Annotated in this window: 17 protein-coding genes and 4 tRNA genes; 7 read left to right on the top strand and 14 right to left on the bottom strand. The window is 60.4% G+C overall.

The window, feature by feature from the left end:
• Positions 1-16: 16 nt before the first annotated feature.
• The 9 genes from L1073_RS06850 to L1073_RS06810 form a co-directional block, all read right to left on the bottom strand.
• Positions 17-289 carry an HU family DNA-binding protein gene (locus L1073_RS06850; protein ID WP_246897884.1) on the bottom strand — a complete coding sequence of 91 codons (273 nt, stop codon included), beginning with the start codon at positions 287-289 and terminating at the stop codon, positions 17-19.
• Between the two features lie 176 nt (positions 290-465).
• The gene (gene lon, locus L1073_RS06845; protein WP_246897882.1) at positions 466-2,874 is read right to left on the bottom strand and encodes an endopeptidase La; all 2,409 of its coding nucleotides are present in this window, start codon (positions 2,872-2,874) and stop codon (positions 466-468) included.
• 172 nt (positions 2,875-3,046) lie between these two features.
• Positions 3,047-4,327, bottom strand: a complete 1,281-nt coding sequence (gene clpX, locus L1073_RS06840; protein ID WP_246897880.1) for an ATP-dependent Clp protease ATP-binding subunit ClpX — start codon at positions 4,325-4,327, stop codon at positions 3,047-3,049.
• 89 nt (positions 4,328-4,416) lie between these two features.
• Positions 4,417-5,037 carry an ATP-dependent Clp endopeptidase proteolytic subunit ClpP gene (clpP, locus tag L1073_RS06835; RefSeq protein WP_246897879.1) on the bottom strand — a complete coding sequence of 207 codons (621 nt, stop codon included), beginning with the start codon at positions 5,035-5,037 and terminating at the stop codon, positions 4,417-4,419.
• A 96-nt stretch (positions 5,038-5,133) separates the two neighbouring features.
• Positions 5,134-6,486, bottom strand: a complete 1,353-nt coding sequence (tig, locus tag L1073_RS06830) for a trigger factor (RefSeq protein WP_246897877.1) — start codon at positions 6,484-6,486, stop codon at positions 5,134-5,136.
• 279 nt (positions 6,487-6,765) lie between these two features.
• A tRNA-His gene (locus tag L1073_RS06825) sits at positions 6,766-6,840 on the bottom strand.
• Positions 6,841-6,873: 33 nt separating this feature from the next.
• A tRNA-His gene (locus L1073_RS06820) sits at positions 6,874-6,948 on the bottom strand.
• 113 nt (positions 6,949-7,061) lie between these two features.
• Positions 7,062-7,138: transfer RNA gene (locus tag L1073_RS06815), tRNA-Arg, on the bottom strand.
• Positions 7,139-7,194: 56 nt separating this feature from the next.
• Positions 7,195-7,271, bottom strand: a tRNA-Pro gene (locus tag L1073_RS06810).
• A gap of 208 nt (positions 7,272-7,479) precedes the next feature.
• On the opposite strand from L1073_RS06810, the gene folD reads away from it, so the two are divergent.
• Genes folD through mtnN form a run of 3 tightly spaced genes read left to right on the top strand, consistent with a single transcriptional unit; the run spans position 7,480 to position 9,606 of the window.
• Positions 7,480-8,343 carry a bifunctional methylenetetrahydrofolate dehydrogenase/methenyltetrahydrofolate cyclohydrolase FolD gene (gene folD / locus L1073_RS06805; protein WP_246897876.1) on the top strand — a complete coding sequence of 288 codons (864 nt, stop codon included), beginning with the start codon at positions 7,480-7,482 and terminating at the stop codon, positions 8,341-8,343.
• A 60-nt stretch (positions 8,344-8,403) separates the two neighbouring features.
• A complete protein-coding gene (locus tag L1073_RS06800) occupies positions 8,404-8,871 on the top strand; it encodes an S-ribosylhomocysteine lyase (protein ID WP_246897874.1) in 468 nt (155 codons plus the stop codon).
• A 27-nt stretch (positions 8,872-8,898) separates the two neighbouring features.
• Positions 8,899-9,606: a 5'-methylthioadenosine/S-adenosylhomocysteine nucleosidase gene (gene mtnN, locus L1073_RS06795; RefSeq protein WP_246897872.1), complete on the top strand. Its 708-nt coding sequence runs from the start codon at positions 8,899-8,901 to the stop codon at positions 9,604-9,606.
• Positions 9,607-9,708: 102 nt separating this feature from the next.
• Here mtnN and cysS read toward each other — a convergent pair whose 3' ends face one another.
• A complete protein-coding gene (cysS, locus tag L1073_RS06790; RefSeq protein ID WP_246897870.1) occupies positions 9,709-11,094 on the bottom strand; it encodes a cysteine--tRNA ligase in 1,386 nt (461 codons plus the stop codon).
• A 12-nt stretch (positions 11,095-11,106) separates the two neighbouring features.
• Positions 11,107-12,786, bottom strand: a complete 1,680-nt coding sequence (locus L1073_RS06785; RefSeq protein WP_246897868.1) for a glutamine--tRNA ligase/YqeY domain fusion protein — start codon at positions 12,784-12,786, stop codon at positions 11,107-11,109.
• Between the two features lie 167 nt (positions 12,787-12,953).
• Between L1073_RS06785 and L1073_RS06780 the strand changes: the two genes are divergently transcribed.
• Positions 12,954-13,448: a peptidylprolyl isomerase gene (locus L1073_RS06780; protein ID WP_246897867.1), complete on the top strand. Its 495-nt coding sequence runs from the start codon at positions 12,954-12,956 to the stop codon at positions 13,446-13,448.
• A gap of 83 nt (positions 13,449-13,531) precedes the next feature.
• Complete coding sequence (locus L1073_RS06775) at positions 13,532-14,260, top strand: UDP-2,3-diacylglucosamine diphosphatase (protein WP_246897864.1); 729 nt, start codon at positions 13,532-13,534, stop codon at positions 14,258-14,260.
• A 17-nt stretch (positions 14,261-14,277) separates the two neighbouring features.
• Here the strand turns inward: L1073_RS06775 and L1073_RS06770 are convergent, their stop codons facing one another.
• Genes L1073_RS06770 through L1073_RS06760 form a run of 3 tightly spaced genes read right to left on the bottom strand, consistent with a single transcriptional unit; the run spans position 14,278 to position 19,331 of the window.
• Positions 14,278-18,159 (bottom strand): ATP-binding protein, encoded by a 3,882-nt coding sequence (locus tag L1073_RS06770; protein ID WP_246897863.1) that lies wholly within the window; start codon positions 18,157-18,159, stop codon positions 14,278-14,280.
• Positions 18,160-18,202: 43 nt separating this feature from the next.
• Positions 18,203-18,829 (bottom strand): MiaE family protein, encoded by a 627-nt coding sequence (locus tag L1073_RS06765; protein ID WP_246897861.1) that lies wholly within the window; start codon positions 18,827-18,829, stop codon positions 18,203-18,205.
• Positions 18,830-18,863: 34 nt separating this feature from the next.
• Entirely contained in the window at positions 18,864-19,331 is a 468-nt protein-coding gene (locus L1073_RS06760) for a DUF1289 domain-containing protein (protein ID WP_246897859.1), read from the bottom strand.
• Between the two features lie 274 nt (positions 19,332-19,605).
• Here L1073_RS06760 and acnB point away from each other — a divergent pair, with 274 nt between their 5' ends.
• Positions 19,606-22,209, top strand: a complete 2,604-nt coding sequence (gene acnB / locus L1073_RS06755) for a bifunctional aconitate hydratase 2/2-methylisocitrate dehydratase (RefSeq protein WP_246897858.1) — start codon at positions 19,606-19,608, stop codon at positions 22,207-22,209.
• 297 nt (positions 22,210-22,506) lie between these two features.
• Positions 22,507-23,109, top strand: coding sequence for a porin family protein (locus tag L1073_RS06750; protein WP_246897856.1), 603 nt, complete (start codon positions 22,507-22,509; stop codon positions 23,107-23,109).
• Positions 23,110-23,160: the final 51 nt, after the last annotated feature.

Raw genomic sequence — 23,160 nt, 5'->3', positions numbered from 1 at the left:
CCCCGCTCGACCGGTCTTAGTTGACCGAATCCTTGAGCGCCTTGCCTGCTTTGAACGTCGGCACCTTGGCGGCGCTGATTTCGATCGTCTCACCGGTCTGCGGGTTACGGCCAGTGCGCGCGGCACGCTCCTTGACGGAGAATGTGCCGAAGCCAACCAGTGCGACGGAATCGCCCTTTTTCAGACTATCGGAGACGGTATCGACCATGGCGTCGAGCGCACGGCCTGCAGCCGCCTTGGGAATGTCGGCAGATGCAGCAATGGCTTCGATCAGCTCAGACTTGTTCACACTTCACCCCTTGACTGTTTCGGTAATGACTGGAAATCGGCGCGAAACTTCCACTTTTTGAAGCGTCACAACAAAGGCTGGAATTTATAGCAATGCCACGAAACTCTTGTCAAGAAAGCTTCGCGCCGAGCCGCGCCATGCGTGAGTTCATACCACGGCATGGCCGCTAAATTCTGTCAATGCGTGCTGATATTGGAGCGCGAAGGCTGACTAGTTTCCGCTAGGGAATCACCGGTTTCAACCTCTGCTTTTCCGACCAGCGCCGCGTCGAGAACTTCATCAATCCATGTAATGGGCCGGATATCCAACGCATCCTTGATATTGTCCGGCACTTCCTTGAGATCCCGGCGATTTTCCTCCGGTATAAGCACCGTCTTTATACCACCGCGTCGCGCTGCCAGCAATTTCTCCTTGAGGCCGCCGATTGGCATCACCTCGCCACGCAGGTTGACTTCACCGGTCATCGCCACGTCACAACGGACCGGACGCGCAGTATATGCCGACACCATCGCGGTGACCATGGCAACGCCGGCACTGGGTCCATCCTTGGGCGTCGCCCCTTCCGGCACGTGAATGTGCAGGTCTTCTTTCTCGAAACGGTCGGGATCAATATCCAGCGCCGTAGCGCGGGCCCGTACGACGGTATGCGCGGCATCCACGGACTCCTTCATGACATCGCCAAGCGACCCCGTCTTGTTGAGTCGCCCCTTGCCCGGGGATACCACCGACTCGATATTGAGCAGCTCACCGCCCACCGACGTCCAGGCAAGCCCGGTGACACGCCCCACCTGGTCGTCCTGATCGGCCAGACCATAGCTGAAGCGACGTACACCGGCGTAAGCTTCGATATCCGGTGCGGCAAGCACTTGAGGGCCTTGCGCGCCTTGCTGCTTCTCGGTCTCGACACGCTTGCGCAGTACCTTGCGGCTGACCTTGGCGATTTGACGCTCCAGCTCGCGCACGCCCGCTTCACGCGTGTAATAGCGCACCAGCTCGAGTAGCGTTTCATCGGAGAAGCTGAGCTCGTCGTCCTTGAGCCCATTGGCCTTGAGCTGCTTGGGCACCAGATACCGCTTGGCAATCGCCAGTTTCTCGTCCTCGGTGTAACCGGGCAGACGAATGATCTCCATGCGATCGAGCAGCGGCTCGGGGATATTCATCGAGTTCGCGGTACAGATGAACATCACATCGGACAGATCGTAGTCCAGTTCCAGATAATGGTCGCTGAAGCTGTTGTTCTGCTCCGGGTCGAGCACTTCGAGCAGCGCCGATGAGGGATCGCCACGATGATCCATGCCGATCTTGTCGACTTCGTCGAGCAGGAACAGCGGATTGCGCACTTCGGCCTTGCTCATGCGCTGAATCATCTTGCCTGGCAGTGAACCGATATAGGTACGCCGGTGACCACGAATCTCCGACTCATCGCGAATCCCGCCCAACGCCAGGCGTACATAGCGCCGGTTGGTGGCACGCGCGATCGATTGCCCCAACGAGGTCTTGCCGACCCCCGGAGGGCCTACCAGGCACAGCACCGGCCCCTTGAGCTTCTTGACGCGCTTCTGGACGGCCAGATACTCGAGGATCCGCTCTTTGACCTCTTCCAGGCCATAGTGGTCTTCATCGAGCACCTTCTGCGCATTCACCAGATCGTGCTTGACGCGCGAGCGCTTCTTCCAGGGCACGGCCACCAACCAATCGAGGTACGAACGTACCACTGTCGCCTCTGCCGAGGTCGGCGCCATCATCTTGAGCTTGCCTAGCTCTTGACGCGCCTTCTCGGCCGCTTCCTTGGGCATGCCCGTGGACTCGATCAGTTGCTCGTACTTGTCGGCCTCGTTGGGCGCATTCTCGAGCTCACCCATTTCCTTCTGGATGGCTTTCATCTGCTCATTGAGATAGTACTCGCGCTGTGACTTCTCCATCTGGTCCTTGACCCGCGAACGGATGCGCTTTTCCACCTGCAGCAAATCGATCTCGGATTCGATCAGCGCCATCAGGTGCTCGATGCGGTCACGCACACGATCCATCTCGAGCAATTCCTGCTTGTCGCCGATCTTGAGCGACAAGTGGGCGCAGATGGTATCCACCAAGCGGCTGGGGTCCTCGATGCCGGACAACGAGTTAAGGACTTCGTTGGGCACCTTCTTGGATAGCTTGACGTACTGCTCGAACTGATTGAGCAGCACGCGCACCAACGACTCCTGCTCGCGTTCGGTCAACGTCTCGCTTTCGCGGCGCAAAGCCTCCGCCGAGACGTAACCCGCATCGTCTTCATGAATATCGCGGATATCGGCACGGTAATCGCCTTCGATCAATACCTTGACGGTGCCATCAGGCAACTTCAGCAGCTGCATGATTTCGGCTACCGTGCCGACATCGAAGAGATCGCCGAATTCAGGGTCGTCCTGACCGGCCTCGCGCTGAGCGACGAGCAATATCCGCTTGTCGTTTTCCATGGCCGTGTCGAGTGCGCGGATCGACTTCTCGCGCCCCACGAACAGCGGAATCACCATCTGCGGATAGACAACCACGTCGCGCAGCGGCAAAAGGGGAAGACTCAAGGTCTGTTCAGCGTTCTGCTCCATCGCAGACGTTCCTCAACAAATTCGGTGGATGGGCCGCGAGACGGCGCTAATGACAGAGAAATGGGGGCGCATCCAGCATGATGCAACCGTGCAGCCCGTCGGTTTCATGGCTCGAGGCAGGGCGCATACGAAAAGGGGGCCCTTAGGCCCCCACGGTGACTCTGGCCAGAACTCAGCCGTCCTTGCCAGCCACCTTGCTTTCTTCCTGCTGAGAGTAGATCAGCAGCGGCTCGCTGTCCCCGGTAATGACCGAGGCGTCGATGACCACTTTGGTGACATCCTCGAGCGATGGCACCTCATACATGGTCTCGAGCAACACGGATTCGAGGATCGACCGCAAACCACGTGCCCCGGTATTGCGCTCCATGGCCTTATGCGCCACGGCTCGCAGGGCATCCTCGCGAAACTCCAGCTCGACACCTTCCATGTAGAACAGGTGCGTGTACTGTTTGATCAGCGAGTTCTTGGGCTCGGTGAGGATCTGGATCAAAGCTTCTTCGGTGAGCTCGGTCAGCGTCGCGATGACCGGCACACGGCCCACGAATTCCGGAATCAAGCCGAACTTGACCAGGTCCTCAGGCTCGACGCCCGCGAGGACATCCCCCATCGATTTTTCGGAGTCCTTGCTCTTCACCTCAGCGTTAAAGCCGATGCCACCTTTCTCGATGCGATCACGGATCACCTTCTCCAGCCCTGCAAACGCCCCACCGACAATGAACAGCATATTGGTGGTATCGACTTGCAGAAACTCCTGCTGAGGATGCTTGCGACCACCTTGTGGCGGTATCGAGGCCGTAGTGCCCTCGATCAGCTTGAGCAGGGCCTGCTGGACGCCTTCACCGGAGACATCGCGCGTGATCGAAGGATTGTCCGACTTGCGCGAAATCTTGTCGATCTCGTCAATATAGACGATCCCGCGCTGCGCCTTGTCGACGTCGTACTCGCACTTCTGCAGCAGCTTCTGGATGATATTCTCGACGTCTTCACCGACATACCCGGCTTCGGTCAAGGTCGTCGCATCGGCGATCGTGAACGGAACGTTAAGCAGCCGGGCCATGGTCTCGGCCAGCAAGGTCTTACCACTACCGGTCGGGCCGATCAGGAGAATGTTCGACTTGCCAAGCTCGACATCGTCGGTCTTCACATCGGCACGCAGACGCTTGTAGTGATTGTAGACCGCCACCGAAAGCACCCGCTTGGCACGGTCCTGCCCGATGACATAATCGTCCAATGTATAACGGATCTCGCGCGGTGCCGGCAGACGTTCGTCATCGCCCTCGGCATCGGCCTCCAGCACTTCTTCGCGAATGATGTCGTTGCATAGATCGACACATTCGTCACAGATGTAGACGGAAGGACCCGCGATCAGCTTGCGCACTTCGTTCTGGTTCTTGCCGCAGAACGAGCAGTACAGCAACTTGCCGCTCTCGTCTTTGCCTTTGCCGTCAGCCATTCGTGTACCTCGTTATAGCGGCGGCCCTGACGAACCGCCGGTAATAAATGCATGTCTGGCTAATCGCTACCATGTTTGGTCAAACGCTATCAGGATACCGGGCGCTTATCCAGCATGGCATCGATGAGGCCGTACTCGACCGCCTGTGAGCCGTTCATGAAATTATCGCGATCCGTATCTCGTGCGACCGTTTCCACATCCTGGCCGGTATGCCGGGCGAGAATTTCGTTGAGCTGCTGGCGGATGTTGAGAATTTCCTTGGTGTGGATCTCGATATCGGCCGCCTGACCCTGATAACCGCCCAACGGCTGATGAATCATCATCCGTGAGTGCGGCAGGCAGTAGCGCTTGCCCTCGGCGCCACCGGCAAGCAGCAATGCCCCCATGCTCGCAGCCTGGCCAACGCACACGGTGGATACGTCAGGCTTGACGAACTGCATGGTGTCGTAGATGGACATCCCCGACGTCACAGAGCCGCCCGGCGAATTGATGTACAGGTGGATATCCTTGTCGGGGTTCTCGGATTCGAGAAACAACATCTGAGCCACCACCAGATTGGCCATGTAGTCTTCGACTGGGCCAATCAGAAAGATAACGCGCTCTTTGAGCAGGCGAGAGTATATGTCGTAGGACCGCTCGCCACGCGCGCTCTGCTCCACCACCATGGGGACTAAACCGCCGGCGTTGCTGATATCGAACTCATTGCCCATTGCGTGGCTTCCTTAATCCGGTGACTGATTGCTCCAGTGACTAGAGACCCGGCCGTAGCCGGGTCCAGGCACTTGCGACGGCACGCGAAAGAACGCTTAAGCGTTGGTCTCTTCCTGCGCTTCGTCCTCATCATCTGCTTCTTGCTGCTGCTGGGCCGCTTGCAAAGCCTGCTCGTAGGACATTTCGACATCCTTAACCTGAGCTTGCTCCAGCAACTTGTCAACCGCCTTGTCTTCGAGCACCGAGGACTTGACCTGGTTCTTCATCTCCTCGTTCTTGAGGTAATGCTCAACCACCTGCTCAGGCTGCTGATATTGCTGTGCCAACTCTTCGACGCGCACCTTGATTTCATCGTCGCTGGCATCGAGCTCATTGACCTTGACAACTTCGGCCAGCAGCAGGCCCACCTGAACGCGCTTCTTCGCCTGATCGGCGAACAGTTCATCGGGCAGTTGGGAAACATCGAAGTCTTCACCCAAACCGAACTGCTGCGCGGCCTGACGCTTGAGTCCCTCGGTCTCCTGCTGAATCAGAGACTGCGGGACCTGAATATCATTGGCCTGCTGCAGCGCTTCGAGCGCCTGCTGCTTGACGCGATTGGTCACGGCCTGAGATAGCTCGTGCTCCATGTTTTTCTGCACGTCAGCACGGAAGGCAGCGACACCACCCTCTTCGATACCGAAGCGCTTGATGAACTCGTCATCGACCTCAGGCAGTTGCTTGCCGGCTACCTTGTGGATTTTCACCTTGAAACTGGCTTCCTGACCCGCCAGATGCTCCGCCTGATAATCTTCGGGGAAGGTCACCTGAATCTCGAGATCGTCGCCGACCTTGGCTCCCACCAGTTGCTCTTCGAAGCCCGGGATGAAGCTATTGGAGCCCAGCTCCAGTTCGTGGCCTTCGGCAGAACCGCCTTCGAACGGCTCATCGCCCAGAAAACCCTGGAAATCGATGGTTACCTGGTCGCCCTCGGCGGCGGCACGATCGACTTCTTCCCACTCGGCGTTCTGCGAGCGCAGGGTATCGATCATCTGATCGACATCGGCCTCGGTCACTTCCGCCTGAGGGCGTTCGATCTCGGTGTTTTCGATCGAGTTGAGTTCGAACTCGGGATACACCTCGAGGGTAGCAACGAACTCCAGATCCTTACCGTCTTCGTCGACGGTGGGCTCGACCTGCGGAGAACCGGCCGGATTGAGGCTTTCCTGAGTGATCGCCTGCACATAATGCTGGCGCATCATTTCGCCCACTACTTCGTTGCGGACTTCTTGGCCGAAACGTTGACGTACGACCGTCATCGGAATCCTGCCACGCCGAAAGCCGTTCAGCCGCACGTTCTTGGCGGTTTCCTGCAGGCGGGTAGCCACGGCTTGATCGACCTCGGTCGCCGGCACTTGGACGGTGACACGACGTTCGATCTGGGAAGTCGACTCAACGGAAACTTGCATGAATGATCCTCTACCGACTGGGCGTTCTGAAAAAGCGTAAGTAATAAGACGAAGATTCTATGAATCCCCATCCGCGCTGGCAAGCGCAATGCGTGGTTTATGGGGCTGGATGTCTCATCTTACAAGGGAGAAGACACGAAAAAAGCAAATGGCCATCGTCACGAGACAAGAAAGTCTAACGAGGCGCCTCGATACAGACGTGCAGAATACAACCTATAAGAACGAAGATTACGCTAGGAAAAAACAAACGAAGGGGGCAATAAGGAGGAAAGTCATCGCTGGGGTGGATGATGGGGATCGAACCCACGACCACCGGAGCCACAATCCGGGGCTCTACCACTGAGCTACATCCACCACGACGACGAATTGTTGCGACACGTTCAAGCATGGGGTGGATGATGGGGATCGAACCCACGACCACCGGAGCCACAATCCGGGGCTCTACCACTGAGCTACATCCACCATAACCTGATACGCAACGGGAGTTATCCCGACATCGACGCTTTTCTTGGCCTTGAGCCTATCTTGGGCTTTGAACCTAGCGTTGGCTTTGAACCTAGCGTTGGCTTTGTGCCTGGCGCGCCCAGCAGGACTTGAACCTGCAACCTACGGCTTAGAAGGCCGTTGCTCTATCCGGTTGAGCTATGAGCGCTTTATAACGCCGGCACAGACCCAACCTTGAACCGACCCTCGAAAGGATCCGGATGCTGGTCGGGGTAGAGGGATTTGAACCCCCGACATCCTGCTCCCAAAGCAGGCGCGCTACCAGACTGCGCTATACCCCGTCGCCCCGAGACCGCTTGGGCATGGCCAATCGAGCCCGTCGATGCGCAGCGTATTCTACGCATCTTCCTTGCCAGGTCAAGCCCTTACGTTCCACCTTCCGCCTTACTCATGCGAGGGATACATTGACTGCACCTCCCAGCGTGCGAAAATCACGCTTCTTTCTAACGCCGCCCGACACCGGGCCACGCATGTCAAAGGAACGAGTCGATGACCGCTCAGTTGATCGACGGCAAGGCGATTGCCGCTAACGTCCGCGAACAGGTATCTCGTCAGGTCCAGGCGCGCCGCCATGCCGATAAGCGCGCCCCAGGGCTCGCGGTCGTCCTCGTTGGCGAAGACCCCGCTTCCGAAGTCTACGTCCGCAACAAGCACCGCGCCTGCGACCAGGCCGGCCTGCATTCCGTGCAACACCAGCTGCCCACCACGACCACACAGGCGGAACTCGAGGCATTGGTCGACTCGCTGAACGCAGATGCCGGTATCGACGGCATCCTGGTACAACTTCCCCTGCCCGAGCATCTCGACGAACGCCCGATTCTCGAACGCATCCGCCCCGATAAAGACGTCGATGGCTTTCATCCCTACAACCTCGGCCGGCTCGCCCAGCGGCTCCCCGTGCTGCGCCCTTGCACGCCCAAGGGCATCATGACGCTGATGCAGGAGAGTGGCATCCAGGCACGCGGCCTGGATGCCGTCATCGTCGGCGCCTCCAATATCGTCGGGCGCCCCATGGCACTGGAACTGATGCTCGCCGGCAGCACCACGACCGTCTGCCATCGGTTTACCCACGATCTCGAATCCCATATTCGGCGCGCAGACCTGCTCATCGTGGCCGTCGGCAAACCCGGGCTCGTCAAGGGCGAGTGGGTCAAGGAGGGGGCCGTGGTCATCGATGTGGGCATCAATCGCCAAGCCGATGGCAAGCTTGCGGGCGATGTCGAGTTCGCATCCGCCGCCGAGCGTGCCAGTTTCATCACGCCCGTACCCGGCGGCGTGGGCCCCATGACAGTCGCCTCGCTGCTGGAAAACACCCTGCTTGCCGCTGAACTCCACGACGACATGCATGCCTGACAGACAGACGTTACAATGAGTGTCTAAACCGAAATTCGGATAGCGAAAAGGAGTCGATAGATGAGCGACCAGGAAATGAACGTCGAAAGCTTCAACCTCGACCATACCAAGGTCAAGGCACCTTATGTGCGTCTGGCCGGCATCAAGAGCGGCGAGCATGGCGACGCGATTCACAAGTACGATCTGCGTATCTGCCAGCCCAACAAGGCGCACATGGAAATGCCCGCGCTGCATTCTCTGGAACACCTGATGGCCGAACTGTCGCGTAACCATACCGACAAGGTCCTCGACATCAGCCCCATGGGCTGCCAGACCGGCTTTTATGTCACCCTGATCAATCATGACGACTATGACCAGGTGCTTGACATGATCGACAAGACCCTCAATGACGTCCTCGTCGCCGAAGACGTGCCGGCCTGCAACGAGATGCAGTGCGGTTGGGCCGCCAGCCACAGCCTGGAAGGCGCCCAAGCCTTGGCCCGCGACCTGCTGGCCAAACGCAACGAATGGAACCAGGTGTTCGCCTGATCGATAGATAGAGGGATCCCACCCCACATGCGCAAGATCGCCATCATCGGTGCCATGGCAGAGGAAGTCGAACTCCTCGCCTCGCACCTGAAAAACGGCCAGACCCGCCAGCATGCCGGCTCGACCTTTCACACCGGCTACTTGCACGGTGTCGAGGTCGTTATCCTGCAATCGGGTATCGGCAAGGTGAACGCCGCCGTTGGCACCACTCAGGTGCTCGAGCTCCACCAGCCCGACGTGATCATCAACACCGGCTCGGCGGGCGGCTTCGGGGCCGACCTCGAGGTCGGTGACGTGGTCATCTCCAGTGAGGTGCGCCACCATGACGTCGATGCTGTGGTGTTTGGCTACGAATACGGCCAGGTACCGCAGATGCCACCCGCCTATCTTCCCGACCCTCGTCTGGTCGAGGCCGCCCGGGAATGCATCGAGGGCCTTGGCGAGCTACGCGTCACGGAAGGCCTCATCTGCACGGGTGACATCTTCATGGCCGAGGAGGCCATGGTGGCGCAGGCACGCGAGCGCTTTCCGAGCATGCTGGCCGCCGAGATGGAAGCGGCAGCCATCGCCCAGACGTGTCACCTTTACGACTGCCCGTTCGTCGTCATTCGTGCGCTTTCCGATATCGCCGGCAAGGAGTCCAACCTTTCCTTCAAGGCCTTCATCGATAAAGCCGCCACGCATTCGGCAATGATGGTCGAAGCCATGGTCAAGCGCCTGGGCACACCGGCCTGAGTCGATCGCGACACGCACCCGGCCGAACGACAAAGCCCGCGATCGAGTCGCGGGCTCTGTCGTTTATGGATCTTCTGCGCTCGCCGACGTTTCAGACAGCGCTTAGCGGCCTTCGATCACCCAGGTCGTGCCCTCGCGGCTATCCTTCAACACAATTCCCAGCGCCGCCAATTCATCGCGTATGCCATCGGCGGTAGCGAAGTCCTTGGCCTTCTTGGCCTGCGCCCTCGCCTCGATGCGTTCCTCGATCTCGTCCTCGGTCATCGGCAGCTGCCCCGCCCCTTTCTGCAGGAAATCGGCGGGCGCTTGCCCGAAGAGCCCCAGCACCTCGCCTAGCGATATGAGCTCGTAAGCCAATGCGGGTGCACGCTGCGGGGCTTCCTGCTTGGTGCGGTTCAACTCGCGCGCGAGATCGAACAACACCGCCAACGCCTCAGCGGTATTGAAATCGTCATCCATCGCGGCCACGAAACGTTCGCGATAATCCGCCGCCACCTCACCTTCAGCCGGCGTCACGCCCTGCAGGGCGTTATAGAAACGCTCCAGCGAACGACGCGCCTCGCCCAACGCGTCGGGGGCATAATTGATGGGGCTACGGTAGTGGCTGGCCAGAAGTAGATAACGCACGACTTCAGGAGCATGCGCCTCCAACACTTCGCGAATCGTGAAAAAGTTGCCCAAGGACTTGGACATCTTCTCGTGATCGACCCGCACCGCCCCGGCATGCATCCAGGTGTTGACGTAGGCTTGCCCGGTCGCCGCCTCGCTTTGCGCGATCTCGTTTTCATGGTGTGGAAACACGAGATCCGGGCCACCGCCATGAATATCGAAGGTATCCCCCAGGCAGCACGTCGACATCGCCGAGCACTCTATATGCCAACCTGGCCGCCCCGCGCCCCATGGTGATGGCCAGCTCTCCTCGCCCGGCTTCGCGGCCTTCCACAGCACGAAGTCCAGCGGGTCTTCCTTGGCGGCCTCGACTTCGATACGCGCGCCCGAGCGCATGTCATCGAGATCACGATTGCTGAGCTTGCCGTACCCCTCGAAACGCCGCACGCGATAATAAACGTCACCGTTGGCGGCTGGGTAGGCATACCCCTTGTCGACCAAGCGCTGGACCATGGCGATGATATCGTCGACATGCGCCGTGGCACGTGGCTCACGATCGGGACGCAAAACCCCAAGACGCCCTTCGTCCTCGTGCATGGCGTCGATCATGCGCGCGGTCAGCGCCGCAATCGGTTCGCCATTCTCCTCGGCCCGCTTGAGGATCTTGTCATCGATATCGGTGATATTGCGCACGTAATCGACCTCGAACCCCCGCCAACGCAGATAGCGAGTAATCATGTCGAAGGCGACCATGACGCGGGCATGGCCGATATGGCAGTAGTCGTAGACGGTAATCCCGCAGACGTACATGCGTACTCGACTCGCATCGAGTGGCGTAAACGTTTCCTTGCGACGCGTCAGCGTATTGTAGATCTGCACGACGAACCCCTCTCAGCCTTTCTTCTGTGCCTTGGCCCAACCATCCTTGAGCCCCACCGTACGATTGAAGACCCGCTTGCCATCGCGGCAGGCGTAACGGTCGGCACAGAAATAGCCCACGCGCTCGAACTGATAACGGCTCTCGGGCTCGACGTCGGCCAGGCTCGGCTCCGCATAGCCCTCGACGACACGCAGCGACTCGGGATTCAAATGCTCGAGAAAATCGCCGTCGCGATCGCGGTCCGGCGCTTCGACCTGGAACAGATTATCGTAGAGACGCACTTCGACCGGCACGGCGTGCACGGTGCTCACCCAATGGATGACGCCTTTCACCTTGCGCCCCTCGGGGTTCTTGCCCAGGGTATCGAAATCGACACTGCAGCGTAGCTCCTGGATGTCGCCATCGGCGTCCTTGATGACCTCGTCGCAGCGGATCACATAGGCATTGCGCAGGCGCACTTCCTTGCCTGGCGCCAGGCGGAAGAACTTCTTGGGCGGCTCTTCCATGAAATCGTCACGGTCGATCCATACCTCGCGCGTCAACGGCAGATGGCGCACGCCCATGTCATCACGCGCCGGATGGCCGGCCACCTCGAAGGTTTCCTCATGATCCTCGGGGAGATTGGTCAACACCACCTTGAGCGGCTTGAGCACGCACATCGCGCGTGGCGCGTTGTCTTCCAGGTCGGAGCGAATCGCATGGTAGAGCATGGCGATATCCACCATGCCGCCATCGGCCCGCGTCACGCCAATCATCTCGCAGAATTTACGCACCGAACCCGGCGTGTAGCCGCGCCGACGCATCCCCGAAATCGTCGGCATACGCGGGTCGTCCCAGCCATCCACGATACCCTGGTCGACCAGCAGCTTGAGCTTGCGCTTGGATGTCACCGTATGCGCGAGATTGAGGCGCGCAAACTCGATCTGACGCGGCTTGACCGGTACCGGGAGATTCTCGAGGAACCACTCGTAAAGCGGACGATGATCCTCGAACTCCAGCGTGCAGATGGAGTGCGTGACGCCCTCGAGCGCATCCGACTGGCCATGCGTGAAATCGTAGGACGGGTAGATCTTCCACTTGTCGCCCGTCTGATGGTGATGAGCATGGCGAACGCGATACAGAATCGGATCGCGCAGATTGATGTTGGACGCGGCCATGTCGATCTTGGCACGCAACACTTTTTCTCCCTCGGCGAACTCGCCCTTGCGCATGCGTTCGAGCAGATCGAGGTTTTCCTCGGGCGCACGATCACGATACGGGCTCGGCTTGCCGGCCTCAGTCAAGGTGCCGCGATATTCACGAATCTCATCGGGGGATAGGTCATCGACATACGCCTTGCCCTCACGCACCAAATGCTGCGCCCAGGCATACAACTGATCGAAGTAATCCGAAGCATAGCGCACTGCCCCGTCCCACTCGAATCCTAACCAGGTGATATCGGCCTTGATGGCATCGATATAGGCTTGTTCTTCCTTGGCGGGGTTGGTGTCATCGAAACGCAGATGGCATTGACCGCCAAACTGCTCGGCAAGCCCGAAATTCAGACAGATCGACTTGGCATGGCCGATATGCAGGAACCCGTTGGGTTCCGGCGGAAACCGAGTGACGATGGCATCTTGGCGACCGGCCTCGATTTCCTCGCGAACCTGATTGCGGATGAAATTCGGGGCGGAGTGGCTATCTACGCTCATGGGCTTTCTACAGAACCTCTGTTCGTTCGCGGAGTGGCCGGAGGGCACGTCAAAGCACCGACTGGCGCCTCGACACGGTTTCGCCCGCGGGTGCAAAGCCGCTATTATAGCGCGACGCCAGCGCGCGACGCCAAGTCGCGCTCAGTTCTCTTCGCCAGGATACGTCCATGATCGTTCTGCAAACCAATTACGGCAGCATTCGTCTGCGCCTCGACCATGAAAACGCGCCCAAGACCGCGGCCAACTTCGAGCAATACGTGCGCGACGGCCATTACGACGACACCCTGTTCCATCGCGTCATCGATGGTTTCATGGTCCAGGGCGGCGGCTTCGACACCCAGTTCGAACAAAAGCCCACCCGCGCGCCGATCGACAATGAAGCGGACAACGGTCTGAAGAACGTCAAGGGCAGCGTGGCCATGGCACGCACCCAGGACCCACACTCCGCCAGTGCACAGTTCTTCATCAACGTCGCCGACAACGACTTCCTCAACCACCGCGACAAGTCCATGCAAGGCTGGGGCTATTGCGTCTTCGCTGAGGTCGCCGAGGGCATGGAGGTGGTCGAGAAGATCAAGAACATGCGCACCACGCGCCGTGGCATGCACGCCGACGTGCCCACCGAGGACGTCATTCTCGAGCGCGCCTCCGTCGAAGACTGATAAGGCGCGACGCCGCGCCGATTCGGCGCGGCGCGGCCGAATCTGACGATCGCCACACGCACGCCCATGAGGACGCCAGCACGATGACCACCCTGCTGATTTCCGATCTGCACCTCCACGCGGGCCAGCCGGACATCGCCCACGGCTTTCTGAACTACCTGGAAACCGAGGCACGCCACGCCGACACGCTCTACCTGCTCGGCGATATCTTCGAAGCCTGGATCGGCGACGACTATCTCGGTGACCTGGAGCGTCAAGTCATCGATGCGCTGAAACGCCTCAGCGACGCCGGCACCCAGATTTATTTCATGCATGGCAATCGAGACTTCCTCGTCGGTCACGCCTTCGCCGAGGCTGCCGGCGCCACCTTGCTCGAGGACCCGAGCCTGGTGACCCTGGGCAATAAGCGCGTGCTGCTGATGCACGGCGATAGCCTGTGCACCGGCGATGAGGAGTACATGAAGTTTCGTGCCATGTCGCGAGATCCCGAATGGCAAGCCCAGATTCTCGCCCTGCCCGTCGAACAACGCCTGGAGCTCGCCAAGAGCCTGCGCCTGCAATCCGCGGATGCCAACACGCAAAAAGCCGACGCGATCATGGACGTGACGCCGGCGGAAGTCGAAGCGGCCATGCGCACGCACGGCGTTACCACGCTCATTCACGGCCACACGCATCGCCCGGCAGTTCACGACGTCGACCTCGACGGTCAGCCTGCCCAGCGCATCGTCCTCGGCGATTGGCGACCCGGCAGCGGCTGGGAAATACGTGTCGAGGACGGCGCCGAGCCGCAGTTACGCGAATTCGCGATCTGACGACACTGAGCCTGCAATCATGAGCGCTCGTGCTGTGGCTCGAAGGCACGATCCAGTTGCAAGCGCCAGCGCACCAGCATCGGTGCGTCGGTCAACGAAACCTGACCCAGCAATTGACGGAAGCGTTGCCGCATATCGTCATCATCGGGGTCGATCAGCGTTAGCCAGATCTCGCAGGCATTGATCTGGTGATGCCGATTCTCCTGTTCGCTCGCCACGCGACAGGCCTGTTCGGCCAAGCGACGCACTTCCTGGGGTGCATACCCCAGCGCGTGACGGACACGTACCATTTGCAGGGTCAGTTCCGGTAAATACAACGAACCGCGTTCACGCGCGATCATCAAGCACTGGTCCAGATAGTCCTCGGCCCGGGTATATTCCCCCAGCGCCAGGCAGGCATCGCCGTACCACAGCAAAGGACGCTGATAACGATCCTGCCCCGTAGCCTCGGCCACTTGCTCCATACTCTCTTCGAGAAGCGCCAGGCCTTGCGGATCGCCGCTCATCGCCTTGTACCAGCCGAGGATGCCTTGCGCCGCGTAATGCCAGAGATGCAGATCCGGCGTCGACGTCACCTCGCGCGCGCGCTCGGCGCGAGTCGCCGCCATGTGCACATGCCCGAGCTGGCGATACAAGGCCGCGGCGAAAATCAGCGACAGCGCCAACGACCCCGGATGCTTGATAGCCTCGGCCAGGCGTATCGCCGCCTCGATCTGCTGCTCGGCACGCAGATAATCGCCGCGCAGGCACAAGGCCCAGGCATGGTAGCAAGCCGCTGCGACCTGTGGGTGATCGGAAAACGGCAACCAATCGAGCACCATCGGCTGATGCAGAGGATCGATTTCCTCGAGATGCTCAAAAGCATGACGCACGCGTCCTGCCCAATATTCGCAATGCGCCCGCGCGTAATCCGCCAGGCGCTGGTAACGCGGATCGACGAGGCGCTCGGCGAACGCCGACAAGCGCGCCGCCAAGGCAAACGCATCGGCATGCGCGTGGCGCTGGCTGCAGCCGACCCATAGCCCCCAAGTCACCAGGAATGGCTGCTCATCATCCGCTTCGTCGTCTTCGACGCGCCGCGCCTCCAGCGTTCCCAACATGTCCTTGGCGCGCACGAAGCTCTCATGCGCCGTGGGCGAACCATGCCCCTCGAGCGCAAAGGCCGCCTGGCCGCGCACCGTCAACAGGCTGATATAGCGCTCTTCCTGCGAAGCGAGATCTTGCAGGCACTCCAGCCCCGAATCGGCCATCTTTAGCGCCGTGCGGTTGGCGCTCAACTTGAGAGCGGCCCGCGCAGCAAGCTCGAAGTAACGCGCTGCACGCGCATGGTCACCGCTACGACGCAAGTGCGACGCGAAATATCCCGGATGCTGGCCAATCAAGGCCGGGAAGCGCTCCTCGATGAGCGTGACGACCTGATGGTGTAGCCGCCCTCTGACATCGCGAGGACAAGAAAGGTACGCGGCTTCCTGCAACAGTTGATGAACGAACTGATAGTCGAACGGGCTCTCGCCATGGCAGGGCTCGATGATCTCCAGGCGCTGCATGTGATCGAGCACCTGTTTTAGACGTGTCTCGCCAAGCCCAGTACATTCGCGCAGGAAGGCGACCCGGAATTGACGCCCGAGCACCGCCGCGACATGGGCCACATCGCGGTCGGCATCGAGCTGCTCGATGCGGCTGGAAAGAAGCCCCAGCAACCCGCGTGGCAACTCATCCACCTGGACGCGACGCCCCTCGCGGCGATCCATGTCGAGACGTCGGCAAATTTCCTGCAAGTAAAGCGGCACCCCATCGCAACGCTCGATGAGCTGCTCACGCAGGCGCGGGCTGATGTGCAAGCGATAATGCTTGGCGAGCTGCACCAGCAGGCGTGACGACTGGGTGCTGTCCAGGCGCCCCAGCACGATGTGCTGGTCCCAGTTGAGTCGCACCGGCAACGCCTCGCGCCCATGGTGACTGGCAATCAGCATGAAGGGAACATTGATCGGCAGGCGTGCCTGCAATGCCAGTAACACCTTGAGCGAGAGTTCATCGAGCCATTGCAGGTCATCGATGACCAAGGCCAGCGGGCGGCTCGCGGTGATACGCTCGACCAGCGAATGAAAGAGTTCCGTGACCGGCTCGAGACTCTCGCCGATATCGCCGTCACCACCATCGTCATCGCTCAGCGCATGGTAAAGCACCTCGCGCCGCGATTCGTCCAGTGCCGGTTCATTGGCCAACCAGGTGGCCAGCGTCGAGGCATCGACATCTCGGTCGAGATACCAGCGCAACAGTGCGCGCACCACGCCGTAAGGCGTCTGGGTCGACAACCGCGTCGTCGGCTGCCAGCACAGGGCAACCTCTTGGCTTTGCTCCAGTTGCCGGAAGCTCACCAGCAACGCCGACTTGCCCATGCCCAGCGCACCTTGCACCAGCACGCTCTGGCGCAACCCGATGACCACCCTGGCCAAGGCATCACGCAACTGACGCAGTGCCGCTTCGCGTCCGATCAGGCTCGGCGGCGTGGCATCGCGTCCGCCTTCGTCGACTCCCAGCACCAACGCGCGCAGGCGTACTCGTCCGTCGGCGGCCAGCAGGCGCGTCGTCAGGCGCGGCTGCAGATCCAGCGCGGGGGGCATGTGCTGACTCGCCTCTTGCGAAATCACCAACTCGCTGCCCTGAGCGGCACTCATGAGCTCAAGCGCCGGTTGCGTCACCTGCCCAAGGGGGTCGGCAAGGCGGCGCTCGGGCAGATACAACCCACGCCCGCTGTTGAGCCCCGCAGCCAGTTCGAAACGCGGCGCAGGGTCGCTACCCGACCAGTGACGTTGAATCTCTTCGGGGAGCTGGCGACGACAATGCTCATACAGCGCCACCAGCTCCGCCAACTGATGCGCCGGCCCGTGAGTGCCGAAACAGGCCAGCCCCAGCCCGCCGGTGGCGCCAGGCAGCCAGAAACCACCCAGTAGATGGCATTGGCGCTCCAGCCAACGCATCAGCTCCACCTGCAGGAGCAGACAGGCATGTCCCTGCGCACGCTCCTGCCAATCGCCCTGAAGATGCAGGCGAATCGCCATTACCGATAGCTGGCGATAATCGATCTCGTCTTCACGCACGGGGGCACTGTCCAGCGCCACGGTCCGCGAAAAAGCGCCCTGGGGCGAGGTGGGCGCCGTCGGCTGCGCGCCATCCGACCAATAGCGCGCCAGCTGCAGAAACTCGGCATCGGGCTGCTGACCGGACAGCGCCAGCAGTTCCAGATAGGCATTGAACTGCTCATGCGCGGCGGCAATTTGTCCCTTCTCGGCCAGTTGGTGCACCAAGCGTTCATGAAAGGGACCATACCCCGAAAAACGGCTCACCAACTGACGCAACACCTCCTCGGAGACGTTATCGTCGCCGTCCAACGCACATTCGATATAAGCGATCATGCGTTGGCGCCATTCGCCGCGTACCTTGACCAACCAGCGCTGGAAATCACTGCACTGCGGCAAGTGCAGTTCTTCGACCAGGTCGCCACGATACAAGGTGAGCAACTCGTCGATGGCACCGATCTCGGGCGGCGCTTGCAGCAACGTCTCGAGGCGACGCACATCTATCATCCAATGCGATGACAGACGCAATTCGATGCTTTGACGCGAAACCGTCAGAACCGATTCGGCCTCATCGCCGAGACGTTGCCGCAGACAATGCAGCGCATGGCGCAAATTGGTACGCCCCGACGACAGGCCTTGATCGGGCCACAGCATTTCCGCCAGCCCGGCACGATTGGCCGCCTGCTCGTTGAGCAACAGGTAGACCAACAATGCCTTGACCTTGTCATAGCTGAACTGGGTGAGCGTGGTGTCCCCCAGCGTCATCGAAAAATGCCCGAACAGCGTCAATCGAGGCAGTGCCGGGGTTTCCTGAGTCATCGTCGTCATACCCTGATTGGGCCGCTACCGCCGGCGAGCGCGATCACGCTGCCGATGGCACACCGCTGTGGAAGCGAAAGCAGGTATCCGGTGATTCGATCAGCTCGCGCTCACGCTCGGCGAAAAAGGCGATACGCGGCGCGATATCCTGCGTGGCGTACTGCCGCGCCAGCGCCAGATAATCTTCGTAATGGCGTCCTTCCGACTTAACCAGAGCGCGATAGAACTTGGCAAGCTCATCATCCAGAAAAGGGATCAGAGACGCGAAGCGTTCACACGAACGCGCTTCGATGAAGGCGCCGACGATCAGCGTATCGACCAGGCGTTGCGGATCGTCCTTACCCACATGCTGGCGCAAACCCGCAGCGTAGCGCGAGGCGCTGAGTTGGCGATAGCGCACGCCCCGCTCGCGCATCAAGGTCACCACCTGCTCGAAATGCAGAAGCTCCTCGCGGGCCAGCTGCGACATCTTGGTCAGCAACTCAGTATGCTCGACATAGCGATACATCAGATTCATCGCCGTGGAGGCCGCCTTTTTCTCGCATTGCGCGTGATCGATGAGCAACAGCGACGGATGCGCCAGCGCTGCCTGAACCCAGGCATCCGGGGTCGCGCACGGCAAGAAGTTCACTAGTTCCTGGGGTAGCAAGGCGTTTGCGTCAGTGGACATGGCTTTCTTCTATCCATTGAGAGGGTCATGAAAGTTAAATGGAAGGCTCGGTCGGTGCTGTCGTCAGGCGGTGGAGCGCTTCCTGCATCAACGCTTCTTGCAGCGCCGCGTACAAGGTATCGGGCGCGAGTCGAGCGACGCTTGCATGTAGGCGTAGTCCATAGCGACTCAAGTCCTGCATGCGCGTACGCCCTACGCGCAGCAATTCCACGGCACGTGACAACGATGGCTGCTCGCTGCGAAAGCGAATTCGATGGCGTATCAATTGCGCCTCCAGGCATGCCGGATCGTCGACATGCAAGAAGCGCGAGGCGACCCGCACACGCAACGCATCCAATGCCTGTATGCGCGCTGTACGGGCCTCGACGTCGAGCGTGAACCAGTCGCGAATTTCGTCTTCCGTGCGTTGGCAGCCCCGACAGACGCGGTCACCCACGGTCGTCGAGCACAATCCCACGCATGGCGACTGGATACGCTTTGCCTTGCTCTCGTTGGCGGCCATCTCGACTCCCTTTTGCCCAAGCACGCATGGTATCGCGAGCGCGCCGCTACAGCGACCGTCGTGCATGGGCCAATGCCGCTGACCATCCTCTCAGCTCCTGTCATAGAAGGCCTTCTTAACATTGTCGACAGTTTCGAGTAGAATCTCGCTGCCTATTTAGACCGGTGACAACCTGCGCCAGGTCGGTCGTGTTCGCCATGTGCGTGCGTAAGAAGTGATCATCGCCACGCGCATCGCCCCCGCCCTGGTTTCGATGACTGACGAGGGTCCCAACGTGCTTGAAGCCTACCGCCAACATGCCGAGGAGCGCGCGCGCGAAGGCGTGCCGTCCCAGCCGCTCAACGCCGAGCAGACCGCCGAACTGGTCGAGTTGCTCAAGGCGCCGCCCGCCGGCGAGGAAGAAACGCTTCTCGAACTGCTCACCAACCGCGTCCCGCCCGGCGTGGACGAAGCCGCTTACGTCAAGGCCGGCTTCCTGACCGCCCTCGCCAAGGGCGAGGCCTCTTCTCCGCTGATCGACAAGACGCACGCGGTCAAGCTGTTGGGTACCATGCAAGGCGGCTACAACATCGCCACGCTAGTAGAACTCCTCGACGATGACGCCCTCGCCCAGGAAGCCGGCGAACAGCTCAAGCACACCCTGTTGATGTTCGATGCCTTCCACGATGTCGCCGAACGCGCCAAGAACGGTAACGCCATCGCCCAGGCCGTGCTCGAATCCTGGGCCGAAGCCGAATGGTTCCTGGCCAAGCCGGCCCTGCCCGAGAAAATTAGTATCGCGGTATTCAAGGTGCCCGGCGAAACCAACACCGACGATCTCTCTCCGGCACCGGATGCCTGGTCGCGCCCGGATATCCCGCTGCACGCCAATGCCATGCTCAAGAACCCCCGCGATGGCATTACGCCGGATGCGCCCGGCAGCAAGGGCCCCATCACCCAGATCGACGAGGTCAAGGCGAAAGGCTTTCCGGTCGCTTATATCGGCGATGTCGTGGGCACCGGCTCGTCGCGCAAGTCGGCCACCAACTCCGTATTGTGGTTCTTCGGCGACGACATTCCCAACGTACCCAACAAGCGTGCCGGCGGGTTCGTATTCGGCAGCAAGATCGCACCGATCTTCTTCAATACCATGGAAGACGCGGGCGCCCTGCCCATCGAAATGGATGTTTCCAAGCTCGACATGGGCGATGTCATCGACGTCTATCCCTATGCAGGCAAGGTGACGCGTCACGCTAGCGACGAGATCATCACCACCTTCGAGCTCAAGACGCAGGTGATCCTCGACGAAGTGCGCGCCGGGGGCCGTATCCCGCTGATCATCGGCCGTGGCCTGACCGAGAAAGCGCGTAACGAACTCGGCCTCGACACCTCCGAGATCTTCCGTAAGCCGGAACAGCCGATCGATACCGGCAAGGGCTTCACCCTGGCGCAGAAGATGGTCGGCAAGGCCTGCGGCATGGGCGGCGTGCGTCCGGGCATGTACTGCGAACCCAAGATGACCACCGTGGGCTCTCAGGACACCACCGGCCCGATGACCCGCGACGAGCTCAAGGACCTGGCGTGCCTCGGCTTCCAGGCCGACCTGGTCATGCAGTCGTTCTGCCATACAGCGGCTTATCCGAAGCCGGTCGATGTCGAGACCCATCACACCCTGCCCGACTTCATCATGAACCGTGGCGGCGTTTCGCTGCGCCCGGGTGACGGCATCATCCACTCGTGGCTCAACCGCATGCTGCTGCCGGATACGGTCGGTACCGGCGGCGATTCCCACACCCGCTTCCCGATGGGCATCTCCTTCCCGGCGGGCTCGGGCCTGGTCGCTTTCGCCGCCGCCACCGGCGTCATGCCGCTGGACATGCCGGAATCCGTGCTGGTGCGCTTCAAGGGCGAACGCCAGCCCGGCATCACGCTGCGTGACCTGGTACATGCGATTCCCTATTACGCCATCAAGGACGGCCTGCTGACCGTCGAGAAGGCAAACAAGCAGAACTTCTTCTCGGGCCGTATTCTGGAAATCGAAGGCCTCGAGGATCTCACTGCCGAGCAGGCGTTCGAGCTCTCCGACGCTTCCGCCGAACGCAGTGCCGCCGGCTGTACGATCACCCTGGGCGAGGAACGAGTCGCTGAGTATCTGAACTCCAACGTCACCCTGCTCAAGTGGATGATCGACAATGGCTACGGCGATGCCCGCACGCTGGAGCGCCGCATCCAGGCCATGCAAGAGTGGCTGGCCGACCCCAGCCTGATGCGTGGCGATGCCGACGCCGAATATGCTGCCGTGATCGAGATCGACATGAGCGAACTCGACCAGCCTGTGCTGTGCGCGCCCAACGATCCTGACGACGCACGCCTGCTCTCCGACGTCGCCGGCGAGAAGATCAACGAAGTCTTCATCGGCTCGTGCATGACCAACATCGGCCACTTCCGCGCCGCCGGCAAACTGCTCGAGAAACAGCCCCCCGGCAGCCTGAAGACCCGCCTGTGGCTTGCACCGCCCACCAAGATGGACCAACATCAGTTGACGGAAGAGGGTTACTACGGCATTTACGGGCGCGCTGGCGCACGCATGGAAATGCCGGGCTGCTCGTTGTGCATGGGCAACCAGGCACGCGTAGCGCCCAAGTCCACCGTGGTCTCGACCTCCACGCGCAACTTCCCCAACCGTCTCGGCGATGGCGCGAATGTCTATCTTGCCTCCGCCGAGCTGGCCGCCATCGCGGCCGTCGAGGGACGCTTGCCGAGCGTCGAGGAATACAAGGGTTACATGAGCGAGTTCAACGCCATGGCGGGTGAAATCTACCGCTACATGAACTTCCATGAAATCGAAGAGTTCCAGAATGCGGCTGCGAATGTTATTCCAGTCGCCGAGGAAGCCTGACCACTCGTTTCCAATGCTCGCCTATTGAGAAAGAGTGCAGGTCACCGAAACGCCCCGCCAATGCGGGGCGTTTTTTATGGGCGTCGCCATATGCCTACGCCCGAGTACGTTTTTTAACACTGTTCGCCTTGTCAATGGGCCAGACAGACGCTTAGATATAAAACGCTCGTTCGCTTCTACATGCCAAATGGGCATGGAATGAACGGCAGGATGCCATGCCATTACGACCGCCCCAGTGCCACGCAACGAAGCCAATGCACCAGGATACGTCGTGATGAGACAATCAAGGAGAACCTCATGAAACTCAAGGCTTTGCTAACCGCCACCGTCGCCACCTCGGGGCTGCTCGTCCTCGCACCCAACGCCATGGCCGCTCCTAATCCCGAAGGCCTATACGTCGGCATCGGGACCGGCTTCAGCTCGCTGGAAAACGATGACGACGACGTTGACGACTTTATCGAGTCGGGTAGCGAGGACTTCGATACCGACGATGACGACAATGTCTTCAAGGGCTTCGTCGGCTACAATTTCAACCGTTACTTCGCCACCGAGGCGTTCTATGCGGACCTCGGGCGTGTCGAGCTCAAGGGCAACGACACGGCCAATACTGACCTCGAGTCAGAAGCCTACGGCGTCAGCTTGGTCGGGAAGCTGCCCATCACCCATTGGTTCGAGCTTTTCGCCAAGGCGGGCATGGCGAAGTGGGAAACCGACGTCGACGGTAATCTCGGCGGTGCGAGCACCGACCTGAAGGACAACGATGGCGTAGACCCGGTCTACGGTGCCGGTGCGCAGTTTAACTTCAACCCCTTCCTGGTGCGCGCCGAATATGAACGCTACGACTTCGACAGCGACTACCAGATCGATTCCTTCTCCGCATCCGTAGGCTGGCAGTTCTAAAGAACGCCTCGGCGTGCAGCGCTATACAAGGCGCCGGGCCTTGCCCGGCGT

Source organism: Chromohalobacter nigrandesensis (assembly GCF_023061285.1).
In the GTDB taxonomy this organism is placed as follows: domain Bacteria; phylum Pseudomonadota; class Gammaproteobacteria; order Pseudomonadales; family Halomonadaceae; genus Chromohalobacter; species Chromohalobacter nigrandesensis.
Note: the sequence above shows the minus strand (reverse complement) of the source record. Positions and strands in the feature narration are given on the sequence as shown.

Coding starts and splice junctions, on each gene's coding strand:
- lon (WP_246897882.1), bottom strand. CDS start 2,874: ATGGAGCAGAACGCTGAACAGACCTTGAGTCTTCCCCTTTTGCCGCTG.
- clpX (WP_246897880.1), bottom strand. CDS start 4,327: ATGGCTGACGGCAAAGGCAAAGACGAGAGCGGCAAGTTGCTGTACTGC.
- clpP (WP_246897879.1), bottom strand. CDS start 5,037: ATGGGCAATGAGTTCGATATCAGCAACGCCGGCGGTTTAGTCCCCATG.
- tig (WP_246897877.1), bottom strand. CDS start 6,486: ATGCAAGTTTCCGTTGAGTCGACTTCCCAGATCGAACGTCGTGTCACC.
- folD (WP_246897876.1), top strand. CDS start 7,480: ATGACCGCTCAGTTGATCGACGGCAAGGCGATTGCCGCTAACGTCCGC.
- L1073_RS06800 (WP_246897874.1), top strand. CDS start 8,404: ATGAGCGACCAGGAAATGAACGTCGAAAGCTTCAACCTCGACCATACC.
- mtnN (WP_246897872.1), top strand. CDS start 8,899: ATGCGCAAGATCGCCATCATCGGTGCCATGGCAGAGGAAGTCGAACTC.
- L1073_RS06785 (WP_246897868.1), bottom strand. CDS start 12,786: ATGAGCGTAGATAGCCACTCCGCCCCGAATTTCATCCGCAATCAGGTT.
- L1073_RS06780 (WP_246897867.1), top strand. CDS start 12,954: ATGATCGTTCTGCAAACCAATTACGGCAGCATTCGTCTGCGCCTCGAC.
- L1073_RS06775 (WP_246897864.1), top strand. CDS start 13,532: ATGACCACCCTGCTGATTTCCGATCTGCACCTCCACGCGGGCCAGCCG.
- L1073_RS06770 (WP_246897863.1), bottom strand. CDS start 18,159: ATGACTCAGGAAACCCCGGCACTGCCTCGATTGACGCTGTTCGGGCAT.
- L1073_RS06765 (WP_246897861.1), bottom strand. CDS start 18,829: ATGTCCACTGACGCAAACGCCTTGCTACCCCAGGAACTAGTGAACTTC.
- L1073_RS06760 (WP_246897859.1), bottom strand. CDS start 19,331: ATGGCCGCCAACGAGAGCAAGGCAAAGCGTATCCAGTCGCCATGCGTG.
- L1073_RS06750 (WP_246897856.1), top strand. CDS start 22,507: ATGAAACTCAAGGCTTTGCTAACCGCCACCGTCGCCACCTCGGGGCTG.